The following is a 22968-nucleotide window of genomic DNA, read 5'->3' as shown; positions in this document are numbered from 1 at the left end:
GTTGGGAGGGCCGCTTCGAGTCGAAGTGGTCCACATCACGACGGTACGCCGGCCCCGACATCGCGTCACTCGCTCAAACCGGCAGGAAAGGGGCGGTCTGCCAACCGCCCAGGATTGCTCCCGAATTGGAGACCCATTCGCCCGGATCGCGGCCTAGTGTGACCTGGATCACCACTGACCACCTGGTGAGCAACAGCAAGGAGACAGCAACTGTGGCCATCGACAGACGCACCATGCTCAAGGGCACCGCGGCCGTTGCGGGAGCCGCCACCCTGGGCGGACCCTTCCAGGGACTCGTGGCGGCACCCGCCAACGCCCTGGGCGCCCCCGCCTTCCGCGACCTGCGACCCATTCCGGACCTGCGCGACGGCAAGGTCCGGCTCCACCTGCCGGAGGGCTTCACCTACCGGTCCTTCCATGACACGGAGTCCCCGGTCGTCCTCGACGACGGCACGATCCTGCCCGGTCGCCACGACGGCATGGCCGCCTTCGACGGACCGGACGGTCACGTCACCCTCGTCCGCAACCACGAGGTGAATGCCCCGGGAGCCGCGTTCGGGCCGGTCGGCGACTGGACCTACGACCCGATGGCCCAAGGGGGCTGCACCGTCGTCAACGTGTCCCACGAGGGGCACGTGGCCGCCGCGTGGACGGGCATCAACGGCACGATGATGAACTGCTCCGGCGGCCCGATGCCGTGGGGTGCCTGGATCACGTGCGAGGAGACGATCAACGGCCCGGACGTCGGCCCGGACTTCACCGGCACGTCCAACATCCCGTTGACCAAGCCCCACGGCTACATCTTCGAGGTGCCGACCACGGGCCGGGCGTCGGGTGAGCCGATCACCGCGGCCGGGAGGTTCGCGCACGAGGCGGTCGCCCTCGACCCGGTCGACAGCTACCTCTACCTCACGGAGGACAACTACGGCTTCGCCTCGGGCTTCTACCGCTACCAGCCCAAGCAGCACCCGATGGAGTCCGGGCACATCGACAACGACGGCACGCTCCAGATGCTCGCCGTCAAGGGCATGCCGAACGCCCATCTCGAGGCGACCCAGCGCGACCGCGCCTCCTACGAGGTCGAGTGGGTCGAGATCGAGGAGCCCAACCCGACCTTCCCCTACACCCCGGGAGAGAACGCCCCCACGACGAACGACGCAGCGATTGCCTACGTGGGCAACCAGGGGCGGGAGCAGGGCGCCGCCAACTTCTCCCGGCTCGAGGGCGCGATCTACGACAACGGGGTCGTCTACTTCACCTCGACCCAGGGCGGCGGCCCGGCCGAGGAGTCGGACGGGCCGATCGGCAACGGCTACGGCAACGGCTACGGCCAGGTCTGGGCCTACCACTGCAGGTCCAGCCGCCTCGAGCTGATCTACCAGTCGCCGAGCCGGATGGTCCTCGACCTCCCCGACAACATCACCGTGAGCAAGCGCGGCACCCTCGTCGTCTGTGAGGACAACTCCCAGGACAACTACTTGCGCGGGCTCAACCGCGGTGGGCAGCTGTGGGACATCGCCCTCAACCGGGTCGAGAGTGCCCGCACCGGCAAGCCGCGCTACGACGACGAGTTCGCCGGCTCGACGTTCAGCCCGGACGGGCGGACGCTCTTCGTCAACATCCAGGCGAGCGCCGGCATGTCGTTCGCGATCTGGGGGCCGTGGCACCAGCACGGGGTGTGATCCCAAGGGGGTGTGGACGGTGGGGCCACTCGAGTGGGCACGCAACTCGAGTGGCCCCGGTGTCCCCAGGGCTGGTGTGGACGGTGGGGCCACTCGAGTGGGCACGCAACTCGAGTGGCCCCGGTGTCCCCAGGGCTGCCTACAGGACGAGGGCCGCGAGAAAGGCCACGTAGGAGCCGAGGCTGACCGCGCCGGCAGCGGAGCGGAGGGGTCTCGGCGCGTCAGTGGCCACCAGCAGGCCGAGGGCGGCCAGCGCCCCCCAGCTGACCGGGTGGCCGTAGCGGATGGCCAGCGACTGCAGGCCGTCGGTGGCTTCGGCCTTGTCGGGCACCACCGTCAGCCAGAGCGCCGTCATCCCCAAGGCGGCCAGGGCGCCCGCGCTTCCGAGCATGCGGCGGCGCTGGGACTCAGCTTGCCGGGTGGGATCCATGCTGGCCCTCTCGATCAGGCAGGAGTGTCGACGTGGTCGCCCGGTTCCAGGCCAGGCCTGCTTCGGTCATTGCGAGGCCATAGCGGATCGTGGCCAGCCAGAAGGGCTGGTCGGGCGAGCGGTCGGCCGCGACCGCAGCCTCGACGCGGAGGTACTGCTCGTGCTGTGCCTCGAGAGCCTCACGGTGGTGCGAGAGATGTGCGCCCAGGGTCTGCGGTGCGAGGCGGCGGGCAAAGAACAGCTTGAGCAGGAGCTCGTTGCGATCAGGGGTGAGGGACTCGACCTCCGTGCCGAGCCAGTCGACCAGGGCGTCTCGACCCGCCCGCGTGATGGCGAACGTCGTGCGTCCGCGTCCCTCACCCGCGTGCCGCTCGGGGATGACCAACCCGTCCGCCTCGAGCACCCGCAGCGTCGGATAGAGCTGGCCAAAGCTCTCGCTCCAGAAGTAGCCGATCGACCCGGCGATCTCCTCCCGCAGCTCGTAGCCGCTCATCGGCCGGAGGGTGAGCATGCCGAGCACGGCGAATCGGGTCTTGCTGGAACGCGCCATGCGACGACTATATATCTGCCAGATATATTACGCACGGTTCAAGGGCGGAAGGAGCGAGAGGAACGGCCGGCACGGCGCCAGCCCAGCGGCATACGGGCTCTCAGGGCAGCAGGAGGATCTTGCCCATGTGCGTCGAGGCCTCCATCTCGCGATGCGCGTCAGCGGCCTGCTGGAGCGGGTGGCGCGAGTGGATCACCGGCCGCACGACGCCGGACTCCACCAGGGGCCACACGTGCTCGCGCACCGCCGCGACGATGGCGGCCTTCTCGGCGGCGGGCCGGGAGCGCAGCGTCGTCGCGATGACCGCGCCCCGCTTGGCCAGCAGCTTGCCCAGGTCGAGCTCGGCCTTGCGCCCGCCCTGCAGCCCGATCGTGACGAGCCGCCCGTTGATGGCCAGGGCGTCGACGTTGCGTGCGAGGTACTTCGCGCCGATGTTGTCGAGGATGACGTCGGCGCCGTGGTTGCCGGTGCCGGCCCGCAGCTTCTCGACGAAGTCCTCGTCGCGGTAGTTGATCAGCAGGTCCGCGCCCAGGTCACGACAGAAGTCGAGCTTCTCCTGCGTGCCGGCGGTGACGGCGACATGGGCGCCCACGGCCTTGGCCAGCTGGATCGCCATGGTGCCGATGCCCGAGCTCCCGCCGTGCACGAGGAGCCACTGGCCCGGCTGGATGTTGGCCGTCATGAAGACGTTGGACCACACCGTGCAGGTGACCTCGGGCAGGCCGGCGGCGTCGACGAGCTCGATGCCGGCGGGCCTGGGCAGCACCTGGCCCACGGGGACCGCGACCTGCTCGGCGTAGCCCCCACCCACGAGGAGCGCACACACCTGGTCACCGACGGCGAACGAGTCGACGCCCTCGCCGATCTCGGCGATGCGGCCACTGACCTCGAGGCCGGGGTAGGGCGAGGAACCCGGCGGCGGGTCGTAGAAGCCCTGGCGCTGCATGACGTCGGCCCGGTTCACCCCGGCCGCGACGACGTCGATGAGGACCTCGCCGCGGGCTGGCGACGGGTCCGGGACCTCGGCGAGCACCAGGGCGTCGGCAGCACCCGGCTCGGGGATCGTGATGGCGCGCATGGTTGGAGCCTATGCGGCGGGCGGCTCCAAGACGTTGGCCCCTGAGCTGCGGCCGGTGGCAGGGGCCGTCATCCCACTGGTCGGCCTGGTGCCGTGCTCGTCGCGGCATCCACCTCGACCGGGACGAGGCCGCTGTCGTACGCGTAGACCACAGCCTGCACCCGGTCACGCAGCTCGAGCTTGCGCAGGACCTCCGACACGTGGGACTTGACCGTCTCCACGGCCAGGAAGAGCTCGTCGGCGACCTCCCGGTTGGACCGACCGCGGGCCAGCAGGGCAAAGACCTGCTGCTCTCGGGCGGTGAGGCCGAGAGCCCCGAGATCGGGCGGGTCCGGCGGTCGCCGTGTCGCCACCTCCTGCACGAGGCGGCGCGTGATCGTTGGCCCGAGCAGCAGCGAGCCCTCGGCGACGAGGCGCACCGCCTCGACCAGACGGTCTGCGGGGACGTCCTTGAGCAGGAACCCGCTCGCACCCGCGACGAGTGCGTCGTGGACGTACTCGTCGAGGTCGAACGTCGTGAGGATGAGCACCTTCGTGCGCCCGGAGATCCGGGCCGTGGCCGCGATGCCGTCCAGCCGTGGCATGCGGATGTCCACGAGGGCGATGTCGGGCGCCGGGCCGCTCTCGATCATCTCGACCAGGTCGATCCCGTCAGCTGCCCGACCGACGACCTCGAGGTCCACCTGGGCGCCGAGGACGGCCGCGAAGCCGTCGCGGATGATCGGCTGGTCGTCCGCCACGACGACACGAATCGGCCTCACCTCGCGGACCCGGGCAGGCGGACCACGACCGTGAACACGCCGTCCCGAGCGGTGGCGCTCAGGTCCCCGCCGGCCAGCTCGACCCGCTCCCGCATACCCGTCAGCCCACGTCCGAACGACACCGGTCCGGCCTCGGCCGGGTTGGTCACGGTGACCACGAGATGGTCCGCTTCCGGGATCAGCGAGACCGTCGTCGGACTGGCCGGGGCGTGGCGACGGGCATTGGTCAGTGCCTCCTGGACGACGCGGTAGGCGATGTTGCCCGTGGCCTCGGACATTGGCGGCACCTCGCCGACGAGCTCGACCTCCGCTCCCGCGGCTCGGGCCTCCTCGACCAGGTGCGCGATGTCCCCGGCACCGGGCTGGGGGGCGCGGGCCGCCGGGTCCGTGCTGCGGTGCAGCACCCCCAGCACCGTGCGCATCTCCTCGAGGGCGGAGCGGGCATCCGTTGCGGTCTCGGCCAGGAGCCGGCGGGCGTCGGGGCCGAGGTCGGGACTCGTGTAGGGCGCGGTCTCGGCGCGCACGGCGATGAGGGAGATCCGGTGCGCCACGATGTCGTGGAGGTCTCGGGCGATCCGGGCTCGTTCGGTCAGCGCCGACTCCTCGTTGGCCAGCCGGCGCGCACCGGCGGCGAGGTCGCTCCTGGTCGCCGCGACCAGCGCGCCTGCGCGCAGCACCCGCGCCAGGCCGATCGCCGCTGCCACCCCCACCGCGTAGAGGACCGGCACGAGGAGGCGCTGGTCGGGCTCCCAGTACGTCGAGTCGAGGATGAAGCCCGGCATCAGGACGCCCGCGCCGAAGGACAGGGCCACCGGCACCACGAGGGACATCGCCCCGATTGGCCAGGCCAGGCGAGGACGCGTCCAGGTCGCACCCACGGCCACTCCGACGAAGGAGAGGAACGTCGCGAACATCAGGGCTACTGGTTCGGTGGTGAGGACGACGAGCAGTCCCGATGCCGCCAGGACCGTGGCCAGCCGGGGCCGGAGGCGGGCGACGACCGGCGCACTGGTCGTCGCCAGGAGCAGCAGGGGCCACAGGGTTGGCAGCAGCGAGGAGGCGAGCTCCGTCATGGTCCCGGACCGCCCGGGCCACAGCGGCTGGAGCGTGCCAGACGTCACGGCGAAGGCGTAGACGGCGAGCGCCCAGACCAGGGTGGTGGCCCAGAACCGGGCGGGCACGGAGCGGATGACCTGGAACGCACGGTCCAGGTCCAGGTCAAGGTGTCGACTCGTCATGGGAGACACCTTCCAGTTCGGGGCAGCTCACCCACCACCCGCGTGCGAGCGATTCTGCCCTCCCCCGTGAGGGGGACTTCTCGGTGGGTCTCAGCGCGGAGTGGGACTGAGGCGGCGGGCGATGTCCCCTGCGGCGGCCTTGGCCCGGCCGACCAGGTCGGCAACGTGCTCGGGCTGGCCGTCGACGCTCCGGAAGGTCACCGCCACTGCGGCCAGGGGCCGCTCCGCACGGTCGAGGACCGCGACGGCGACGGAGGACAGCTCGGGCGTCACGGTGCCGTCCTCCCGGGCGAAGCCGTCGGTGCGGGTGCGGGACAGCAGGCTCCGCAGCTCGGTCAGGGACCGCGGGCCGGTGCCGTGCCGCTGCGTGAACGAGTCACGGTCGGGGTAGAGCGCGCGCACCTGGGGCCCGGGCAGGGCCGCGAGCATGGCCACGCCGCTCGCGGTGAGGTGGGCCGGCAGCCGCACCCCGACGTCGGTGACGAGGGTCGGCTGGCTGGGGGCTCGCTCCTCGAGCAGGTAGATGACGTCGCGGCCGTCGAGCGTGGCGAAGTGCGCGTTGCGGCCGGACTGGTCCACGAGCCGGCGCACCGGGCCCCGGGCGACGCGGGCCAGGGGAGCCTGCCGCTGGTAGGCCGAGCCGAGCTCGTAGGCAGCGGAGCCGAGGCCGAAGCGCCGGTCCTCGACGTAGTGGGTCACGTAGCCGCGGGAGCAGAGCACCTTGAGCAGGTGGTACACCGACGAACGGGGGAGCGGCAGGTCGCGGGCGATGGACGCGGCAGGGACCGGCTCGGCATGCCGGGAGAGGTACTCGAGCACGTCGAGGGCGCTCGCCGCCGCGGGCACGTTGGGCACGGTCGTCCTCCCTTCGGGGTCGGCGGTGGATCGTCTCGGATCCGAGACAATTGTGCGTCCTCGTGGGCTGCTGCGTCACGAGGGAGGGGGTTCGATGGATCACATGACCGAGACGCTCTCCCCGCCCGCGACCGTCACCGTCGGGACCGGGCCGCTCACCTTCGACGAGGTCGTCGCCGTGGCACGGCACGGCGCCCGCGTCGAGCTGTCCGCCGAGTCGGAGGCCGAGATCGCCCGCAGCCGCGCCATCGTCGAGGCCCACGCCGACGACACCGAGCCGCACTACGGGATCTCGACGGGCTTCGGCGCCCTCGCGACCCGGCACATCCCGGCCGAGCTGCGCGCCCAGCTGCAGCGCTCGCTCGTCCGCTCGCACGCCGCCGGCACGGGGGCCGAGGTCGAGCGTGAGGTGGTCCGGGCGCTCATGCTGCTCCGCCTGTCGACGCTCGCGACCGGCCGCACCGGCGTGCGCCTCGAAACAGCGAGGGCGTATGCCGCTGTGCTGAGTTCCGGGATCACCCCCCTCGTGCACGAGTACGGTTCGCTCGGCTGCTCCGGGGACCTCGCGCCGCTCGCCCACTGCGCGCTCGCGGTGATGGGTGAAGGCCCCGTGCGTCTCGCGGACGGCACCCTCGTTGACGCGGCCGTGGCCCTGCGGGACCACGGGATTGAGCCGATCACCCTCGCGGAGAAGGAGGGCCTGGCCCTCATCAACGGGACTGACGGGATGCTCGGCATGCTCGTCCTCGCGATCGAGGACCTCCGGGCCCTGCTCAAGGTCGCCGACGTCACCGCCGCGATGAGCGTCGAGGGCCTGCTCGGCACGGACGGCGTCTTCGCCGCCGACCTGCACGAGCTGCGCCCGCAGCCGGGCCAGGCCCGATCCGCAGCGAACATCCGTGCCGTCATGGCCGGCTCGCCCATCCGGGAGTCGCACCGGACGGACGAGTGCACGCGGGTCCAGGACGCCTACTCCCTCCGCTGCGCGCCGCAGGTCGCCGGGGGCGCCCGGGACACGGTCGACCACGCAGCGCGAGTCGCCGGCTGGGAGCTGGCGTCGGCCGTGGACAACCCGGTCATCACGAAGGACGGCCGGGTCGAGTCGAACGGCAACTTCCACGGCGCGCCCGTCGCCTACGTCCTCGACTTCCTCGCCATCGTCGCCGCGGACGTGGCGTCGATGTCCGAGCGGCGCACCGACCGCTTCCTCGACACTGCACGGTCGCACGGGCTCAGCGCCTTCCTCGCGGACGACCCCGGTGTCGACAGCGGCCACATGATCGCGCAGTACACCCAGGCCGCCATGGTGTCCGAGATGAAGCGACTCGCGGCGCCGGCCTCGGTCGACTCGATCCCGAGCTCGGCGATGCAGGAGGACCACGTCTCGATGGGTTGGTCCGCGGCGCGCAAGCTGCGCCGCTCCGTCGACGCACTGACCCGGGTCCTCGCGATCGAGCTGCTCACCGCCGCGCGCGGCATCGAGATGCGGGCACCCCTCCAGCCGGCCCCGGCGACCGGCGCCGTCATCGCCGCGCTGCGTGAGTCGGTCGACGGCGCGGGCACCGACCGGTTCCTCGCGCCCGAGATCGAGGCGGCTGTCGAGCTGGTCCGCTCCGGCCGGGCGCTCACGGCGGTCGAGTCCGTGACCGGACCCCTGAACTGATGATCGAAAGAGCACTTCACGACGGCTCCGTGCCATCGAAAGAGCACTTCACGACCGGGTCTTGTCGCGAACTGCTCTTTCGATCGGGGTGGGGTGTCGCGAACTGCTCTTTCGATCGGGACTGAGCCCAGCGGCATACGGCAACTCATTCTGAAGGCTTGAACGAGAAGGGAACTGACATGGAAGGTGCACGACCCGTCCGCGCCCCGCGCGGCACCCAGCTGACTGCGCAGTCGTGGGCCACCGAGGCCCCGCTGCGGATGCTGATGAACAACCTCGACCCCGAGGTCGCCGAGCGGCCCGATGACCTGGTGGTCTATGGCGGCACCGGCCGGGCGGCGCGGGACTGGAAGTCGTTCGACGCGATGGTGCGCACGCTGACGACCCTCAAGCAGGACGAGACGATGCTCGTGCAGAGCGGCCGGCCCGTCGGCGTGATGCAGACGCACGAGTGGGCGCCGCGCGTGCTCATCGCCAACAGCAACCTCGTCGGCGACTGGGCGAACTGGCCGGAGTTCCGGCGGCTCGAGCACCTGGGCCTGACGATGTACGGCCAGATGACCGCCGGGTCGTGGATCTACATCGGGACGCAGGGGATCGTGCAGGGGACGTACGAGACGTTCGCCGCGGTGGCGGAGAAGCGGTTCGGCGGCACGCTCGCCGGGACGCTCACGCTGACCGGCGGGTGCGGCGGCATGGGTGGCGCTCAGCCGCTCGCGGTCACGATGAACGATGGCGCCTGCCTCATCGTCGACGTCGACCCGGCTCGGCTGCACCGGCGGGTCGAGCATCGGTACCTCGACGAGGTCGCCGCCAACCTCGACGAGGCGATCGACAAGGCACTCAAGGCCAAGGAGGAGCGCCGCGGCTGGTCCGTCGGTGTCGTCGGCAACGCAGCCACGATCTTCCCGGAGCTGCTCCGTCGGGGCGTGCCGATCGACATCGTCACCGACCAGACGTCGGCGCACGACCCGCTGTCCTACCTCCCGGAGGGCGTCGACCTGGCCGACTGGGCCGAGCTGGCGGAGAAGAAGCCCGAGGAGTTCACCGACCGGGCGCGCGCCTCGATGGCCAAGCACGTCCAGGCGATGGTCGAGTTCCAGGACGCGGGGGCGGAGGTCTTCGACTACGGCAACTCGATCCGCGACGAGGCGCGGCTCGGCGGCTACGACCGGGCGTTCGAGTTCCCCGGGTTCGTGCCGGCGTACATCCGTCCGCTGTTCTGCGAGGGCAAGGGCCCGTTCCGGTGGGCGGCCCTGTCCGGTGACCCGAAGGACATCGCGGCGACCGACCGTGCGGTGCTCGACCTCTTCCCCGACAACGACCGGCTGCACAAGTGGATCCGGGGGGCTCAGGACCGGATCGCCTTCCAGGGCCTGCCTGCTCGGATCTGCTGGCTCGGCTACGGCGAGCGCGACAAGGCGGGGCTGCGCTTCAACGAGATGGTCGCCTCCGGCGAGATCTCCGCGCCGATCGTCATCGGCCGTGACCACCTCGACGCGGGTTCCGTGGCGAGCCCGTACCGCGAGACCGAGGCGATGGCCGACGGGTCCGACGCGATCGCCGACTGGCCGCTGCTCAACGCCCTCGTCAACACGAGCTCGGGCGCGTCGTGGGTGTCGATCCACCACGGTGGCGGCGTCGGCATCGGCAGGTCGCTGCACGCGGGCCAGGTGTCCCTGGCCGACGGCACGCCGCTCGCCGCCGAGAAGCTCGCTCGGGTCCTGACGAACGACCCCGGCATGGGCGTCATCCGCCACGTCGACGCGGGCTATGACATCGCCGACCGGGTGGCGCAGGAGCGCGGCGTCCGGATCCCGATGAAGGAAGCCTGACTCTCACCCCGGCAACACGCCCGGCCGCCAGCAACTCACCAGTGAAGCCACAGGGGGAGCTGCGAGGAGCCGGGCGTGTTGCGGGGTCAGTCGGAGATGTCCGCGACCGTCGCGCCGAACTCGCGGATGACGTCGTCGCCGGCCACGGTGAGCCCGACGCCGTGCGCGCCGCCGCCGATGGAGATGGTCCGGCCGCACAGGTGCGTGTCGGCGATCACCGGCAGGCGCGAACGCGACCCGAAGGGCGTGATCGTCCCCCGCTCGTAGCCGGTCACCTCCCTGGCCTCGTCCGCGTCCGGCATCGAGATCCGGTTGGTGCCGAGCAGCGCCCGCACCTTGGCCCAGGAGAACGTCCGATCGCCGGGGACGAGGACGAAGACGTGCTCGCCCTCGGACACGCGCACCACGAGCGTCTTGATGAGGTCGCGGGGCTCGATCCCGCGGGCGGCAGCCGCCTCCTCGAGCGAGCGGACCCGGCCATGCCTGGTCACCGCGTGCGTGATCCCGGCGGCCTGCACGGCGTCGATCGCGGGGGTGCTCGGCTCCTGGTCGGTCGTCATGCCGTCACTCTACGGGCGGGCGATGAAGGCGTCCGGGCGGCGATCTGCGTCGTCTCACTCCGGTGAGGGTCCGCGGCCCTCGAGCGGCGGCACCCGCCGCAGGTACTGGGACAGGGCCGCGACGACCGCGACCAGGCCCACCGTGAGCGCCATGACGCCGGTCCACCGGGCTGTGGACCACGCGATCCCGGCGACGCTGCCGACGACCGAGGAGCCGAGGTAGTAGGCGAAGAGATAGAGCGAGGCCGCGGCCCCCGGCGCCAGGCCGGCCGCGTGCGCCCGGACCGGCACCCAGCCGCTGGCGATGCCGTGGACGGCGAAGAAGCCCCCCGTCATGACCGCGAGTCCGGCGATGATGACGGCCAGGTTGTCGGGGATGGTGAGGAGCAGGCCCGCGGCGAACACGACGGAGGCGACGGCGAGGACGGAGCGGCGGGGGTGCCGGTCGGCGAAGTGCCCGGCGACCGTCGAGCTCACCGCCCCCACGGGGTACACGAGGAAGACCAGGCTGACGGCTCCGAGCCCGAGGTGAAACGGCGCCGCGCTGAGCCGGAAGCCCACGGTGTTGAAGATGGCGACAGCGACGCCCATGGCACAGGCAGCGACGGCATACAGCCCGAGCAGTGCGCGGTCCGTGAGGGCGCTGCGCATGAGCCCCACCAGGTGTCCGATCTGCGCGGGCGCCGGGGTGAACGCCCGCGACGGGGGCAGCAGCAACCGCACGGCGAGCGCGCAGGCGAGCCCCAGCAGCGCGACCGCGGCGAGGGACCACCGCCAGCCGGCGTGTTCACCGACGAAGCCGGAGAGGACGCGGCCGGTCATGCCGCCGAGTGCGGTCCCGCCGATGTACAGCCCGGCCGCCCGAGCCTGGACCGAGCGGTGCAGCTCCTCGCGCAGGTAGACGGTCGCCACGGCCGGCAGGCCGGCGAGTGCCGCACCCTGCAGCAGGCGCAGGACCAGCAGCGCGTCCCAGTGGGGCGCGAGAGCGCAGGCAAGTCCGATGAGGCTCGAGGCCGTCAGGGAGACGTGGATGAGCGGCGTGCGTCCCAGGACCTCGGACACCGGCCCGGCGACGAGGAGGGCGGCGCCGAGCCCGATCGTCGTCAGCGACAGGGACAGGGTGCTCTCGGCGGCGGTCACGTCGAAGGCGCTCGCGAGCTCCGGCAGCAGTGGCTGGGTCGTGTAGAGCAGGGCGAACGTGGCCATGCCGGCGGCGAAGAGGGCGATGGAGACGCGTCGGTGCTCCGGGTCGCCGGTGCGATACCCGGCGTGGGTCCCGGGTGGCGGCGACGACGTCATGGCACCACTCTGGGGCACTGCGGCCGCCCGAGCACCTCCACGTCGCTCGACGGAGCGCCGCGACCGGGGCCCAGTCTCGGATTCGAGACACTTCGGGGGCGCCGCAGTGGGGCCGGCGCGGCCTGCCGGTGTGGAATGTGAGGCATGGCGACCGACTTCACCCGCATGTGGTCCGAGCTCGAGCCAGTGGGGCGTGACCTGCAGACGGGTGGCTACCGGCGCTTCGCGTGGACCCGCACGGACCACGACCTGCGGGAGTGGTTCGCCGGCGAGTGCCGGGCGCGCGGGCTGGACCTGACCGAGGACCGGGCCGGCAACCAGTGGGCGTGGTGGGGCGACCCCGACGAGCAGCCGGGGATCGTCATCGGCTCCCACCTCGACTCGGTGCCCGACGGGGGAGCCTTCGACGGCCCGTTGGGCGTCGTCAGCGCCCTCGCCGTGGTCGACGCACTCCGCACCGCGGGTGTCACCCCGGACCGCCCGCTCGGGGTCGTCAACTTCGTCGACGAGGAAGGCGCGCGTTTCGGCGTCGCGTGCGCCGGCTCGCGGATCATCACCGGCCAGCTGAGCGCCGACCGCGCCCGCTCCTTGAGCGATGCCGACGGCGTCACCATGGCCGAGGCGTGGCGTGCGGCCGGTCGGGACCCGGACTCGATGGGCGCCGATCCCGACGCGTTGCGGCGCATCGCGGCCTTCGTCGAGCTGCACGTCGAGCAGGGCAAGGCGCTGGCGCTCGCTCCTGACGGGACCGAGGACCTCGGCGACCCTCGCCGGGCCGTGGCGATCGGCACCCACATCTGGCCGCACGGCCGGTGGCGCATCGACATCCCCGGTGAGGCCAACCACGCCGGCACCACCCGCCTGGTCGACCGCAAGGACGCCATGCTCGGGCTCGCTGCCGTCGTCCAGGACACGAGGACGTATGCCGCTGAGCTGGGTTGCGTCGCCACCGTCGGCAAGGTCGTGGTCGAGCCGGGCGGGGTCAACGCCGTGCCGAGCCAGGTGACCGCGTGGCTGGATGCGCGGGGGGAGGACGAGGCCGCCGTGCGGGCGACCGTCGCCGGGGTCGTCAGCACGGCCGAGCGATTCGACGCCACCCAGCGCGAGGAGTCGTGGACGCCGCCGACGCGTTTCGATGCTGGCCTCGTGACCCGGCTCAGCGGCATACTCCCTGATGCGCCCCACCTCGGAACGGGGGCGGGGCACGATGCGGGCATCCTCGCCACCCATGGGGTCCCCACGGCGATGCTCTTCGTGCGCAACCCGACCGGAATCTCCCACTCCCCTGTCGAGCACGCGGAGCCCGCGGACTGCCACGATGGGGTTGCGGCGCTCGCCGCCGTCGTGACCGACCTGTGCACTCGAGATGCTGACTGAGGACCTCCACTGATGACCGCGTTCTGGTGCGAAAGCGCATGGCTGACCGGCGGACTTGCCAAGCGGGTCCGACTCGTCGTCGGCAACGGCCTGCTCCGCGAGATCCAGGTCGACACCGACCCCGACGAGCGGGACGTCATCCTCGAGGGGGTGACCCTGCCCGGCATGGCCAACGCGCACAGCCACGCCTTTCACCGGGCCCTGCGCGGCCGGGTCAACGGCGGGGGCGGCAACTTCTGGAACTGGCGCGAGCAGATGTACCAGATCGCGGCGCAGCTCAACCCCGACACCTACCTCGCGCTGGCCCGGGCGGTCTTCGCCGAGATGGTCCTGGCCGGGTTCACGCTGGTCGGCGAGTTCCACTACGTGCACCACCGGCCCGGCGGCAAGAAGTTCGGCGACCCCAACGCGATGAGCCTCGCGGTGCGCCAGGCCGCGGACGAGGCCGGCATCCGGCTGACCCTGCTCGACACGTGCTACCTCGAGGGCGGCCTCAACGGCGGCGGCCACGTCGAGCTGCACCCGGGACAGCTCCGCTTCAGCGACGGCTCCGTCGACGCGTGGGCCGAGCGGATGCTCGCGCGGCGCCCCGAGAACGACCGGGTGCGCCTCGGCGCGGCGATCCACTCGATCCGCGCCGTGCGCCGCGAGGACCTGCCCAAGGTCGTCGAGGCCGCCGCGGGGATGCCGTTGCACGTCCACCTGTCCGAGCAGCCGGGCGAGAACCTCGCCTGCCAGATGTTCTACGGGTGCACGCCGACCGAGCTGCTCGACGAGGCCGGCGCCCTCGGCCACCACGTGACGGGTATCCACGCCACGCACCTGACCGACCGCGACATCGAGCTGCTCGGCGGCACCGGCACGGGAGCATGCTTCTGCCCGACGACCGAGCGCGACCTCGCCGACGGCATCGGCCCGGCCCGCGCGCTGCACGACGCCGGCACCCCGCTCTCGCTCGGGACGGACCAGCACGTCGTCATCGACCCCTACGAGGAGCTGCGCGGCCTCGAGATGCACGAGCGGCTCATCACCAACGAGCGCGACCGCTTCACCTCCAGCGAGCTGCTCCACGCCGCGTCCTTCAACGGCTACCGCGCCCTCGGTTGGTCCGACGGTGGCCACTTGTCGAAGGGGGCCCTCGCCGACTTCGTCACCGTCCGCAGCGACACGGTCAACACGGCCGGGTCCACACCGGAGCAGATCATCTACTCCTGTGTCGCGTCGGACGTGTCGACCGTCGTCGTCGGTGGAGACGTCGTCGTCCGCGACGGGCAGCACCGGCTCGGCGACGTCGGGCGGCTCCTCGGGTCCTCGATCGAACGCGTCATCTCTGCGGCGGTCGGCGGATGAGCCTGCTGCTCAACGGAATTGGTGAGCTCGTCACCAACGACCCTGTCTGGGGGGAGCGGCAGGGCGACCCCGGCGACCGGCTGCTCGGCATCATCCGGGACGCGGCCGTGGTGGTCAGCGGCGGCATCATCGAGTGGGTCGGGCCGGCCGCCGACGCGCCGGCTGCCGACGAACGCCGCGACCTCGGCGGTCGCGCCGTCATCCCCGGGTTCGTCGACTCGCACACGCACCTCGTCTTCGCCGGCGACCGGTCCGCCGAGTTCGCCGCCCGAATGACCGGGACGCCCTACGACGGCGGCGGCATCAAGGTCTCCGTCGCGGCCACCCGGGCGGCCAGCGACGACGAGCTGCGGACCCTCGTCGCTGGCCGCGTCGCCGAGATGCGCGCGCAGGGCACGACGACGGTCGAGATCAAGAGCGGCTACGGACTGACCCTCGAGGACGAGCTGCGCGCGCTGCGGATCGCCCGCGAGTTCACCCCCCACACCACCTTCCTCGGCGCCCACGTCGTCCCCCCGGAGTATGCCGACCGCCGCGCCGACTACGTCGACCTCGTCACGGGACCCATGCTCGACGCCCTCCTCACCGATGGGCTGGAAGCGAGCCCAGCGGCATACGTCGACGTCTTCTGCGAGCCCCACTCGGGGCACGCGTTCACCGGCGAGGAAGCGCGCGTGATCCTCGAGGCGGGGCGCGCCCGGGGGTTCGCGCTGCGGGTGCACGGCAACCAGCTCGGCCACGGACCTGGCGTGCAGCTCGCCTGCGAGCTCGGCGCCGCCAGCGTCGACCACTGCACCTACCTCAGTGACGCAGACATCGACGCGTTGGCTGCTGCGCGGGGGGCGACCGTGGCCACGTTGCTGCCCGGCGTGGAGTTCTCGACGCGCTCGCCCTACCCCGACGCGCGACGCCTCATCGACGCCGGCGTCGACGTGGCGCTCGCCTCCGACTGCAACCCCGGCACCTGCTACTCGTCGTCGATCCCCTTCGCCATCGCCCTGGCCGTGCGCGAGATGGGGATGACGCCCGCCGAGGCCCTCCACGCGGCGACCGCAGTGTCGGGGCGCTCGCTCGGACTGGACCGGCGGGTCGTCGCTGGGGCGCCCGCCGAGCTGGCGGTCATCGACGGCCCCAGCCATCTGCACCTGTCCTACCGGGCCGGCGTGCCACTCGTCCGAGCGCTCGATGTCCTACCGAGCCCTATGCCTGGGCATGCCCCAACGAGAGGCATGCCGAACTGACGCCCAGACCGCTGCTTCCATAATTCTTGCGAAACCGATAGAATTATGCCATGGCGAGGTTGTCGGTTCCTCAAGCCGCTGAACGACTGGGGGTGTCACCGGCGCGCGTGCGGCAGCGGATCGATGAGGGATCCCTGATCGCGGACAGGGTGGGCGGCCGGTGGCTGGTTGACCTGTCCGTGGTGCCTGAGCTCAAACGCCGCGGAAGGCCGGTCAATCCCGAGCTCGTCTGGGATGCCATTCAGCGCGTGGATGCTGCGGCAATACTCAAGGCTGAGGGTGGCCTCTCGTTCGAAGATGTCCTGCGTCTCGTCTATGCCGACGACTGGCGCCCGCAGGCCCAGTCGCCACACCCTCTGGAGCTCGCCATCGCCGAGGGGTCAGTCGTTCTGCCCCAGCCCAGCAGGTCTTCGCGCCGACGCGCGTTCCTCAGGGTCTTGCACGCTGCAGAGGCACTCGGAGGCGCGGAAGGGCAACCAGCCCTCGACGGTCTCCTCCAATGGTTGGGAGCGCGTGCGGACCGGAAGCTCTACAGGGCCGCCCTCCCCGACCTGGAGGACCTGAGGGGGGACGAACGGGTTGCCCTCTCTGGCTTGTCCGATCCGCGGTCGGGGATGGAGGACCCTCGGGTAGTCGAGGGATACGTGGCCCTCGACGACCTCGCCGCCGTCGTCAATGATTACTGGCTGGACCCACCGCGCGTCGATTCGAGCCCCAACGTCTTTCTCCACGTCGCGCCAGGTAGGCCGGACCGGGTGTCCCCCCTATTGCTCGCCGCCGACCTGTTCGAACACGAGGGCCCACGGGAGCAGTCCCGTGCGCGCGAGTTGGCCATAGGTGTCTTCGCGTGATCGTCCTGCCAGCCATGGGGGCGCGGCAGGAAGCTGCCTGGCACGCACTCCTGGACCTCTACGAAGCTCACCCGCACGACTGGACTCTCATCGGCGGCCAGTTGGTCCATCTGCACTGCGCCGAGCGAGGCTTCCGGCCACAGCGTCCCACTGATGACGCGGACGCCGTCGTCAACGGGAGAGATGCAACGGTTCTCGGCTCGGTGACTGCTTCACTGAAAGCGCTGCAGTTCGCTCCGGCCGCCGCGAGCGCGGACGGAATTCAGCACCGGTGGACCAGAGGTGAAGCCGTTATCGACGTGCTTGTCCCGGAAGGCATGGGGGAGCGAGCAGAGGCCCGTCCGTCCATCACGGGCTTTCCGACCGTCGCGGCGCCGGGTGGCACGCAGGCGTTGGCGCGCACCGAGGTCGTGGAGGTCCAGGTCGCTGCGCGCATTGGAAGAATCCCGCGGCCAAGCCTCGTGGGCGCCATGATCCTGAAGGCCAAGGCTCGCATCGACACTCTTGGTGCTAACCGTGAGCGTCACTGTGAGGACTTCGCTGTCTTGACCGCCATGCTCGCTGCTACAGATACCCGAGGACTGGCACTGACCAAAGGTGAGCGACGATCTCTGCGCGTGATGATTGAGCTGACGCGGCAGCATGACCGGGCAATGCTCGTTCCTGACGTCGAACCTCGCCTGGAGCGACTCGGTCAGCTGGTCGGCTGAGCCTGCCCGTGAGTGCGGCGGGCCCGCGCGTCCGCGGTCAGACGGCCCTGATGTGGGCCTCCTCGCCAGTCAGGTCGGAGACGTCGCCTTCCGCCATCTCCATCAGCTGGTCAGCCAGGTGCCGCAAGGCGCGGGCCACGGCGACCTCGTCGCCGATCTCCGGCACCCCCAGGTCATGGGCCGAGCGGTGTGCGGTGCCGCGGGCGCTGAGTCGCTCGGGCGAGTCGGCCAGGAGCACGACGTTGGCGCTCGTCTCGTCCCCGGACTCGAAGATCGAGACGCGGACGTTCCATTCCCGGACATGGGCCGGCCGGTCCGGCTCGAGCGGCGCGGCGCTGACGGGGGCGGCGGGCGCCCGGGGCGCGACGGTCACTGGCGGCGGTTCGACATGCACCTCGTTCGCGCCGATCCGAAGCACGGCGCCGGGGCCGGGATAGATGAGGCCGGTGTGCCCGTTGGACCAGCGGACCAGATAGGGCGGGGCGCCCTCGTCGCCGCGGATCTCGAGGATCTCGCCGTCCCGAGTCGGTTCGTCGATGTGCTCCGCCGCGAGGATGATTCGGTCTCCAACTCGTGCCTGCATCTTGGCCTCCTTCAGGTCCTGCCGACTCCGTCAGGACACCACTGAGCCCCCCGGTCGGGCAGGGTCGAAGGTCCCGATCGTCGGGTCTGCGCCAAACGAACCCGTAGGCGAGGGTTCTGCCTACGATCGATACATGGAGCGGGACGAGGTCGAGCCCGTCGATGAGCGACTGGCAGCGCTCGTCGACGCGATCATGCCGCTCAGCGCCGACCTCGACCTGCCCGAGGTGCTCTCCCGGATCGTTTCGGGAGCCTGCGAGCTCGTCGGCGCACGCTACGGAGCGCTCGGCGTGCTGGGCCCGGACGCACGGCATCTCGCGGGCTTCTACACCCACGGACTGACCCCTGAGGAAGCGGCCGCCATCGGTGCTCCGCCGGCCGGCCACGGCGTCCTCGGGCTGCTGCTCACCGATCCAAGGCCACTGCGACTCGACGACCTCACACTGCACGCCCGGTCAGTCGGCTTCCCGGCGAACCACCCGCTGATGCGCTCGCTCCTCGGGGCGCCCATCCGCATCCGCGACAAGATCTTCGGCAACATCTACGTCGCCGAGAAGCGCGGCGGGGGGCCGTTCACCACCGAGGACGAGTCTCTCCTCGTGTCCTTGGCCAGTGCGGCCGGCTCGGCTCTGGACAATGCCCGGCTGCTCGCCCAGAGCGAGGTCCGCCAGCGGTGGTCCGCCGCGACGAGCCGTCTCGTCCAGTCGCTGCTCGAGTCGGACTCCGACGAGCCCTCCGTGGCGCTCATGGCGACCCAGGTGCGTGAGCTGAGCGGTGCTGTCGTCAGCGCCGTGGCCTTCGTTGATCCGGCCGGCCGACTGGAGGTCCGGGCGATCGACCGTCGTCCCGGAGCGCCCCTGCCCGCTTCGGGTGAGCCGTCGGGAGCGATCCTCGCCGGGAGCGAGTGGGACGAACTGCTGGCCTCGCGCCAGCCGATCCTCCACGTGCCGGGTGGCGCCGTCGACTCACGCGCTCGCCCGGCCGAGGAGGCCCGGGCCGTCCTCGGGCTCGATGAGTGCACCGCCGTGGCGCTGGTCCCGCTCGGCACCGGGCCCCGCGGGAACGGCGTCCTCATCACCGGTTGGGAGGAGGAGGACGAGTCGACGGCGCAGGAGGCGCTCCCCGCCCAGACGGCGTATGCGGTCCAGGCCGGTGTCGCAGTCCTGGCCGCCCAGGCGCATGCGGACCGGGGGCGGGTGGCACTGCTGGAGGAGCGAGAGCGAATCGCTCGTGAGATGCACGACCACGTCATCCAGCAGCTCTTCGCCACCGGGCTGTCGCTGCAGTCGGCGGTGCCGCTCGCCCAGCACCCCGTCGTCCGGGCCCGCCTGAGTCAGGCGGTCGACGACCTCGACGGGGCCATCCGGCAGATCCGCCAGGCGATCTTCGAGCTGCACCACCAGGACCCGGGGGAGAACCTCCGCGCCGTCCTGCGGGCCATCGCCGAGTCGTATGCCGTGAGCCTGGGTTTCGTGCCCGAGGTGACGGTCGCGCGGGGGCTGGGTCCGCTGCCCGACCAGCTGCGGGCCGATGTCGTCGCTGTGGTCCGTGAGGGTCTGGCCAACGTGGCGCGCCACGCCCGGGCCGGAGCCGCACAGGTCGCTGTCTCGCCAGCTGCCGTCGGTGGCGGCGGGCTCATGGTCCGTGTGACGGACGACGGAATCGGCCTGGACGCCGAGGATGCCCGTAGCGGCCTCGTCAACCTGCGCTGTCGAGCGCTCGCGCACCGTGGCTCCCTCGAGATCGGCCGCGGAGTCGCGGGCGGGGCTGAGCTGAAGTGGCGCGTGCCCACCTACGCGAGGTCCTGAGGGATGGCATGACCACGATCAAGGTGTTTCTCCTGGACGACCACGAGATCGTCCGGCGGGGCCTGCGCGACCTCGTCGAGGCCGCCTCCGACATGGAGGTGGTCGGGGAGTCGGGATCTGCGCGTGAGGCAGCGCGCCGCATCCCTGCCCTGCTGCCGGACGTGGCGGTCCTCGACGTGCGCCTCCCGGACGGCTCCGGCATCGAGGTCTGCCGGGAGGTCCGCTCCGTGGACCCCCGGATCCGTGCACTCATGCTCACGTCGTACGACGACGACCAGGCGCTGGTCTCCTCGGTCCTGGCCGGCGCGTCCGGCTACCTGCTCAAGCAGCTGAGCGGCGAGGGCATCGTCGCGGCGATCCGGCGCGTGGCGGCCGGCGAGGATCTCTCGGACCATCCCCACGCCAAGGCGCTGCGCGAGCGATGGGCCTCCCACGAGGAGCACGACCCCCGTCTGAAGACGCTGTCGCCGGTCGAGCGGCGCATTCTCGACCTCGTCGCCGAGGGGATGACGAACCGCCACATCGGGGACCGCCTGGGCCTTGCCGAGAAGACGGTGAAGAACTACGTCTCGTCGGTCCTGAGCAAGATGGGCATGGAGAGCCGGACGCAGGCAGCCGTCTACGCAGCGACCCACCGGGAGCCGCACGACCCCTCTGCCCACTGACGAGCCCGGGGCGTGACTGACAATGCTGCAATGAGCAGGCAGTTCACGCTGGTCCAGCTGCGCTACTTCCAGACTGTGGCCGAACTCGAGAACATGACCGCGGCCGCCGCTGCGCTCAACGTGACCCAGTCGACGCTGTCCTCGGCGATCAACCAGCTGGAACGAGAGATGGGTACGCGGCTCTTCACCCGGGTGCCTCGGCGGGGACTGCGTCTGACCGCTGCCGGCAAGCTCATGGTCGGCCGATGTCGGGCCTTCCTCGAAGAAGCGGACATGCTCTACCAGGCCGTCCACGGCGAAGAGCGTCGCCTCGTCGGGGAGCTGAGCGTTGGGGTCTTCTCGCCGTTGGCGCCCTTCCGTGCGCCGGTGATTCTGCAGAGCTTCGAGAACCAGCACCCGGGAGTCGACGTGACCTTCCTGGAAGCCGACCAGGAGACCCTGCGACAGGCGTTGGCCCAGGGCCGCTGCGAGCTCGCCTTGATGTATGACCTCGGCCTCGGTCCGGAGATCGTTCGCCATGTCGTCGCCCGCGTGCCACCGCACGTGCTGGTGTCAGCCAACCACCCGCTCGCCGGCCGCCGCGACGAAGGCGTCAGCCTCCAGGAGTTCGCCGATGAGCCGTTCATCCTCCTGGATCTGCCCCACACTCGCGAGTACTTCATGAGCCTCTTCCAGATCGCCGGTGTGGTGCCCAAGATCCGGCACCGAGCCACCGGATACGAGACCGTCAGGTCGTTCGTGGGCAGAGGGCACGGCTACTCGGTCCTCAACCAGCGGCTGGACCACGACCTGACCTATGCCGGGGGTCGCGTCGTGCCCCTGCCGATCAAGGAGAGCCTCCCAGGTGTGCAGGTGGTCCTCGTGAGCCAACCCGGCGTCCGACCGACGGCCAAGGCACAGGCCTTCGCTGACGTCACGCGCGCCCTGTTCGAGGCCACCGAATCGACTTGATGATCGATTCCCTCGATGACACTGACAGAAAGAATCAATTGGACCGTTGAAAGGTTGCTCTTGAACCATGGTCGGCAGCCGGCAGAGCCGGGTGGCACGAACGACCGGGACAGCGAGGTCCCGAAAGGAACGCCATGTCTACCAACAGCATCGATCTCCAGGCCCGCCCCGCACCGATGAACCAGTCGGCGCGCCCTTCCGGGATGCAGTACCGCGTCCTTGCAGGTGGGAGCGTGGGGCAGTTCATCGAGTTCTACGACTTCACGCTCTACGGGCTGTCCGCCGTCGTCATCTCTCAGCTCTTCTTCCCGGACAGCAACCCCGTGACGGCCTTGTTGGCCACCTTTGCGACCTTCGGCGTCGCCTTCCTGGTTCGCCCGCTCGGCGGACTGTTCTTCGGTGCGCTGGGCGACCGGATCGGTCGGCGTCGCGTCCTCTACATCACGCTGCTCTCCATCGGCACGGCGACGGCCCTCATGGGACTGCTGCCGCCCTATGCCTCCATCGGGTTCTGGGCGCCGGTCCTGCTGGTGCTCTGCCGCATGATCCAAGGCTTCTCGGCAGGCGGCGAGTCGGTGGGGGCACCAGCGTTCGTGTTCGAGCACGCCCCAGTCAACCGTCGGGGCTTCTGGCTCAACATCACCCTTGCAGCCACGGCACTCCCGTCCGTCGTGGGCGGAACGCTCATTCTCGTGCTCTCCCAGTCGATGGCCGCTGAGTCCTTCATGGCGTGGGGCTGGCGGATCCCCTTCCTCCTGGCACTTCCCCTGGCGTTCTTCGGCCTGTGGATTCGCTCTCGGACAGAGGAGTCCGACGCTTTCAAGCAGGTCATGGCGAAGTCCGCCACCAAGGAGTTCAGCCCACTCCGGGAGACGTTCCGCGACAACAAGGTGCGGATGCTCCAGGTCATCTTCGTCATGGGTCTGACCGCGATGGGGTTCTACTTCCTCTCGGGATACTTCGTCCCCTACGTCCAGACCACCGGGGACCTCAGCCGCGAGCAGTCCCTGCTGGCCAACGCCGCAGCCATGATGCTGTACGCGCTCCTGCTCCCCATCGGGGGCCTGCTCGGGGACCGGTTCGGCCGCAAGCCGATGCTCATCGCCGGCTCCTTGGCCCTCGCCGTCCTGGCCGTTCCGTGCTTCATGCTCGTCACGAGTGGGTCGCTGGCACTGGCACTGGCCGGTCAGTTGCTCTTCGTGGTCCCGCTGTGCATCTACGGGGGTGGGTGCTACACGTTCTTCGTCGAGATCTTCACGACTCGCACTCGGTTCACGTCTGCGGCCATCAGCTACAACGTGGCGTACGCCGTGTTCGGCGGCACCGCCCCGTTCATCGGCGCTGCCCTGGTGGCCCAGACGGGCGTCTCCTCGGCGCCGGGGTTCTACATGTCAGCAGCCGCTGTGGTCGTCCTGGGTCTCCTCATCTTCACCAACGTGCCCGAGACCCACCGGCAAGTTCACTGATTCCTCCCGCTTTCCC

21 protein-coding genes are annotated in these 22968 nt (G+C 70.8%); 12 read left to right on the top strand and 9 right to left on the bottom strand.

Translation table 11 applies throughout. From position 1 onward, the window contains the following. The first annotated feature begins 212 nt into the window (after nt 1-212). Nucleotides 213-1682: a PhoX family protein gene (locus tag OO014_RS01930; RefSeq protein ID WP_272460577.1), complete on the top strand. Its 1470-nt coding sequence runs from the start codon at nt 213-215 to the stop codon at nt 1680-1682. Between the two features lie 139 nt (nt 1683-1821). Here the strand turns inward: OO014_RS01930 and OO014_RS01925 are convergent, their stop codons facing one another. From OO014_RS01925 to OO014_RS01900, 6 genes are all read right to left on the bottom strand, one after another. Further along, a complete protein-coding gene (locus OO014_RS01925) occupies nt 1822-2073 on the bottom strand; it encodes a hypothetical protein (protein WP_272460576.1) in 252 nt (83 codons plus the stop codon). A gap of 16 nt (nt 2074-2089) precedes the next feature. Then, a complete protein-coding gene (locus OO014_RS01920) occupies nt 2090-2662 on the bottom strand; it encodes a PadR family transcriptional regulator (RefSeq protein WP_272460575.1) in 573 nt (190 codons plus the stop codon). A 100-nt stretch (nt 2663-2762) separates the two neighbouring features. After that, on the bottom strand, nt 2763-3740 hold the full coding sequence (locus OO014_RS01915; protein ID WP_272460574.1) for an NAD(P)H-quinone oxidoreductase: 978 nt from the start codon (nt 3738-3740) through the stop codon (nt 2763-2765). Between the two features lie 68 nt (nt 3741-3808). Further along, nucleotides 3809-4501 carry a response regulator gene (locus OO014_RS01910; RefSeq protein ID WP_272460573.1) on the bottom strand — a complete coding sequence of 231 codons (693 nt, stop codon included), beginning with the start codon at nt 4499-4501 and terminating at the stop codon, nt 3809-3811. Beyond that, nucleotides 4498-5739: a sensor histidine kinase gene (locus OO014_RS01905; RefSeq protein WP_272460572.1), complete on the bottom strand. Its 1242-nt coding sequence runs from the start codon at nt 5737-5739 to the stop codon at nt 4498-4500. The genes OO014_RS01910 and OO014_RS01905 overlap by 4 nt, the downstream gene beginning before the upstream one ends. A 90-nt stretch (nt 5740-5829) precedes the next feature. Beyond that, nucleotides 5830-6594, bottom strand: coding sequence for an IclR family transcriptional regulator (locus OO014_RS01900; RefSeq protein WP_272460571.1), 765 nt, complete (start codon nt 6592-6594; stop codon nt 5830-5832). 103 nt (nt 6595-6697) lie between these two features. Between OO014_RS01900 and hutH the strand changes: the two genes are divergently transcribed. Both hutH and hutU read left to right on the top strand, forming a co-directional pair. After that, complete coding sequence (gene hutH / locus OO014_RS01895; RefSeq protein WP_420485467.1) at nt 6698-8257, top strand: histidine ammonia-lyase; 1560 nt, start codon at nt 6698-6700, stop codon at nt 8255-8257. A 179-nt stretch (nt 8258-8436) separates the two neighbouring features. Continuing rightward, entirely contained in the window at nt 8437-10092 is a 1656-nt protein-coding gene (gene hutU / locus OO014_RS01890) for a urocanate hydratase (protein WP_272460569.1), read from the top strand. A gap of 86 nt (nt 10093-10178) precedes the next feature. Here the strand turns inward: hutU and OO014_RS01885 are convergent, their stop codons facing one another. Both OO014_RS01885 and OO014_RS01880 read right to left on the bottom strand, forming a co-directional pair. Then, the gene (locus tag OO014_RS01885; RefSeq protein WP_272460568.1) at nt 10179-10652 is read right to left on the bottom strand and encodes an aminoacyl-tRNA deacylase; all 474 of its coding nucleotides are present in this window, start codon (nt 10650-10652) and stop codon (nt 10179-10181) included. Nucleotides 10653-10706: 54 nt separating this feature from the next. Then, complete coding sequence (locus OO014_RS01880; protein ID WP_272460567.1) at nt 10707-11951, bottom strand: MFS transporter; 1245 nt, start codon at nt 11949-11951, stop codon at nt 10707-10709. A 144-nt stretch (nt 11952-12095) separates the two neighbouring features. On the opposite strand from OO014_RS01880, the gene OO014_RS01875 reads away from it, so the two are divergent. From OO014_RS01875 to OO014_RS01855, 5 genes are read left to right on the top strand one after another with little or no spacing between them, the layout of a single operon-like run. Continuing rightward, nucleotides 12096-13328 (top strand): allantoate amidohydrolase, encoded by a 1233-nt coding sequence (locus tag OO014_RS01875; protein WP_272460565.1) that lies wholly within the window; start codon nt 12096-12098, stop codon nt 13326-13328. Nucleotides 13329-13340: 12 nt separating this feature from the next. After that, complete coding sequence (locus OO014_RS01870; protein ID WP_272460564.1) at nt 13341-14678, top strand: formimidoylglutamate deiminase; 1338 nt, start codon at nt 13341-13343, stop codon at nt 14676-14678. After that, entirely contained in the window at nt 14675-15919 is a 1245-nt protein-coding gene (hutI, locus tag OO014_RS01865; protein ID WP_272460562.1) for an imidazolonepropionase, read from the top strand. Before OO014_RS01870 ends, hutI begins: the two co-directional genes overlap by 4 nt. A gap of 50 nt (nt 15920-15969) precedes the next feature. Continuing rightward, nucleotides 15970-16770, top strand: coding sequence for a helix-turn-helix domain-containing protein (locus OO014_RS01860; protein ID WP_272460561.1), 801 nt, complete (start codon nt 15970-15972; stop codon nt 16768-16770). After that, nucleotides 16767-17480 (top strand): hypothetical protein, encoded by a 714-nt coding sequence (locus OO014_RS01855; RefSeq protein ID WP_272460560.1) that lies wholly within the window; start codon nt 16767-16769, stop codon nt 17478-17480. Before OO014_RS01860 ends, OO014_RS01855 begins: the two co-directional genes overlap by 4 nt. A 37-nt stretch (nt 17481-17517) precedes the next feature. On the opposite strand, the gene OO014_RS01850 is transcribed toward OO014_RS01855, so the two are convergent. After that, entirely contained in the window at nt 17518-18063 is a 546-nt protein-coding gene (locus OO014_RS01850) for a dsRBD fold-containing protein (protein WP_272460559.1), read from the bottom strand. A 133-nt stretch (nt 18064-18196) separates the two neighbouring features. Here OO014_RS01850 and OO014_RS01845 point away from each other — a divergent pair, with 133 nt between their 5' ends. The 4 genes from OO014_RS01845 to OO014_RS01830 all read left to right on the top strand — a co-directional run bounded on the left by OO014_RS01845 (nt 18197) and on the right by OO014_RS01830 (nt 22952). Continuing rightward, nucleotides 18197-19870 (top strand): GAF domain-containing sensor histidine kinase, encoded by a 1674-nt coding sequence (locus OO014_RS01845; protein WP_272460557.1) that lies wholly within the window; start codon nt 18197-18199, stop codon nt 19868-19870. Between the two features lie 8 nt (nt 19871-19878). Next, nucleotides 19879-20535, top strand: coding sequence for a response regulator (locus OO014_RS01840; protein ID WP_272460555.1), 657 nt, complete (start codon nt 19879-19881; stop codon nt 20533-20535). 30 nt (nt 20536-20565) lie between these two features. Next, nucleotides 20566-21486 carry a LysR family transcriptional regulator gene (locus tag OO014_RS01835; RefSeq protein WP_272460554.1) on the top strand — a complete coding sequence of 307 codons (921 nt, stop codon included), beginning with the start codon at nt 20566-20568 and terminating at the stop codon, nt 21484-21486. 134 nt (nt 21487-21620) lie between these two features. Continuing rightward, on the top strand, nt 21621-22952 hold the full coding sequence (locus OO014_RS01830; RefSeq protein WP_272460553.1) for an MFS transporter: 1332 nt from the start codon (nt 21621-21623) through the stop codon (nt 22950-22952). Nucleotides 22953-22968 lie beyond the last annotated feature (16 nt).

This window comes from Intrasporangium calvum (assembly GCF_028446585.1).
GTDB classification, from domain to species: Bacteria; Actinomycetota; Actinomycetes; order Actinomycetales; family Dermatophilaceae; genus Intrasporangium; species Intrasporangium calvum_A.
Note: the sequence above shows the minus strand (reverse complement) of the source record. Positions and strands in the feature narration are given on the sequence as shown.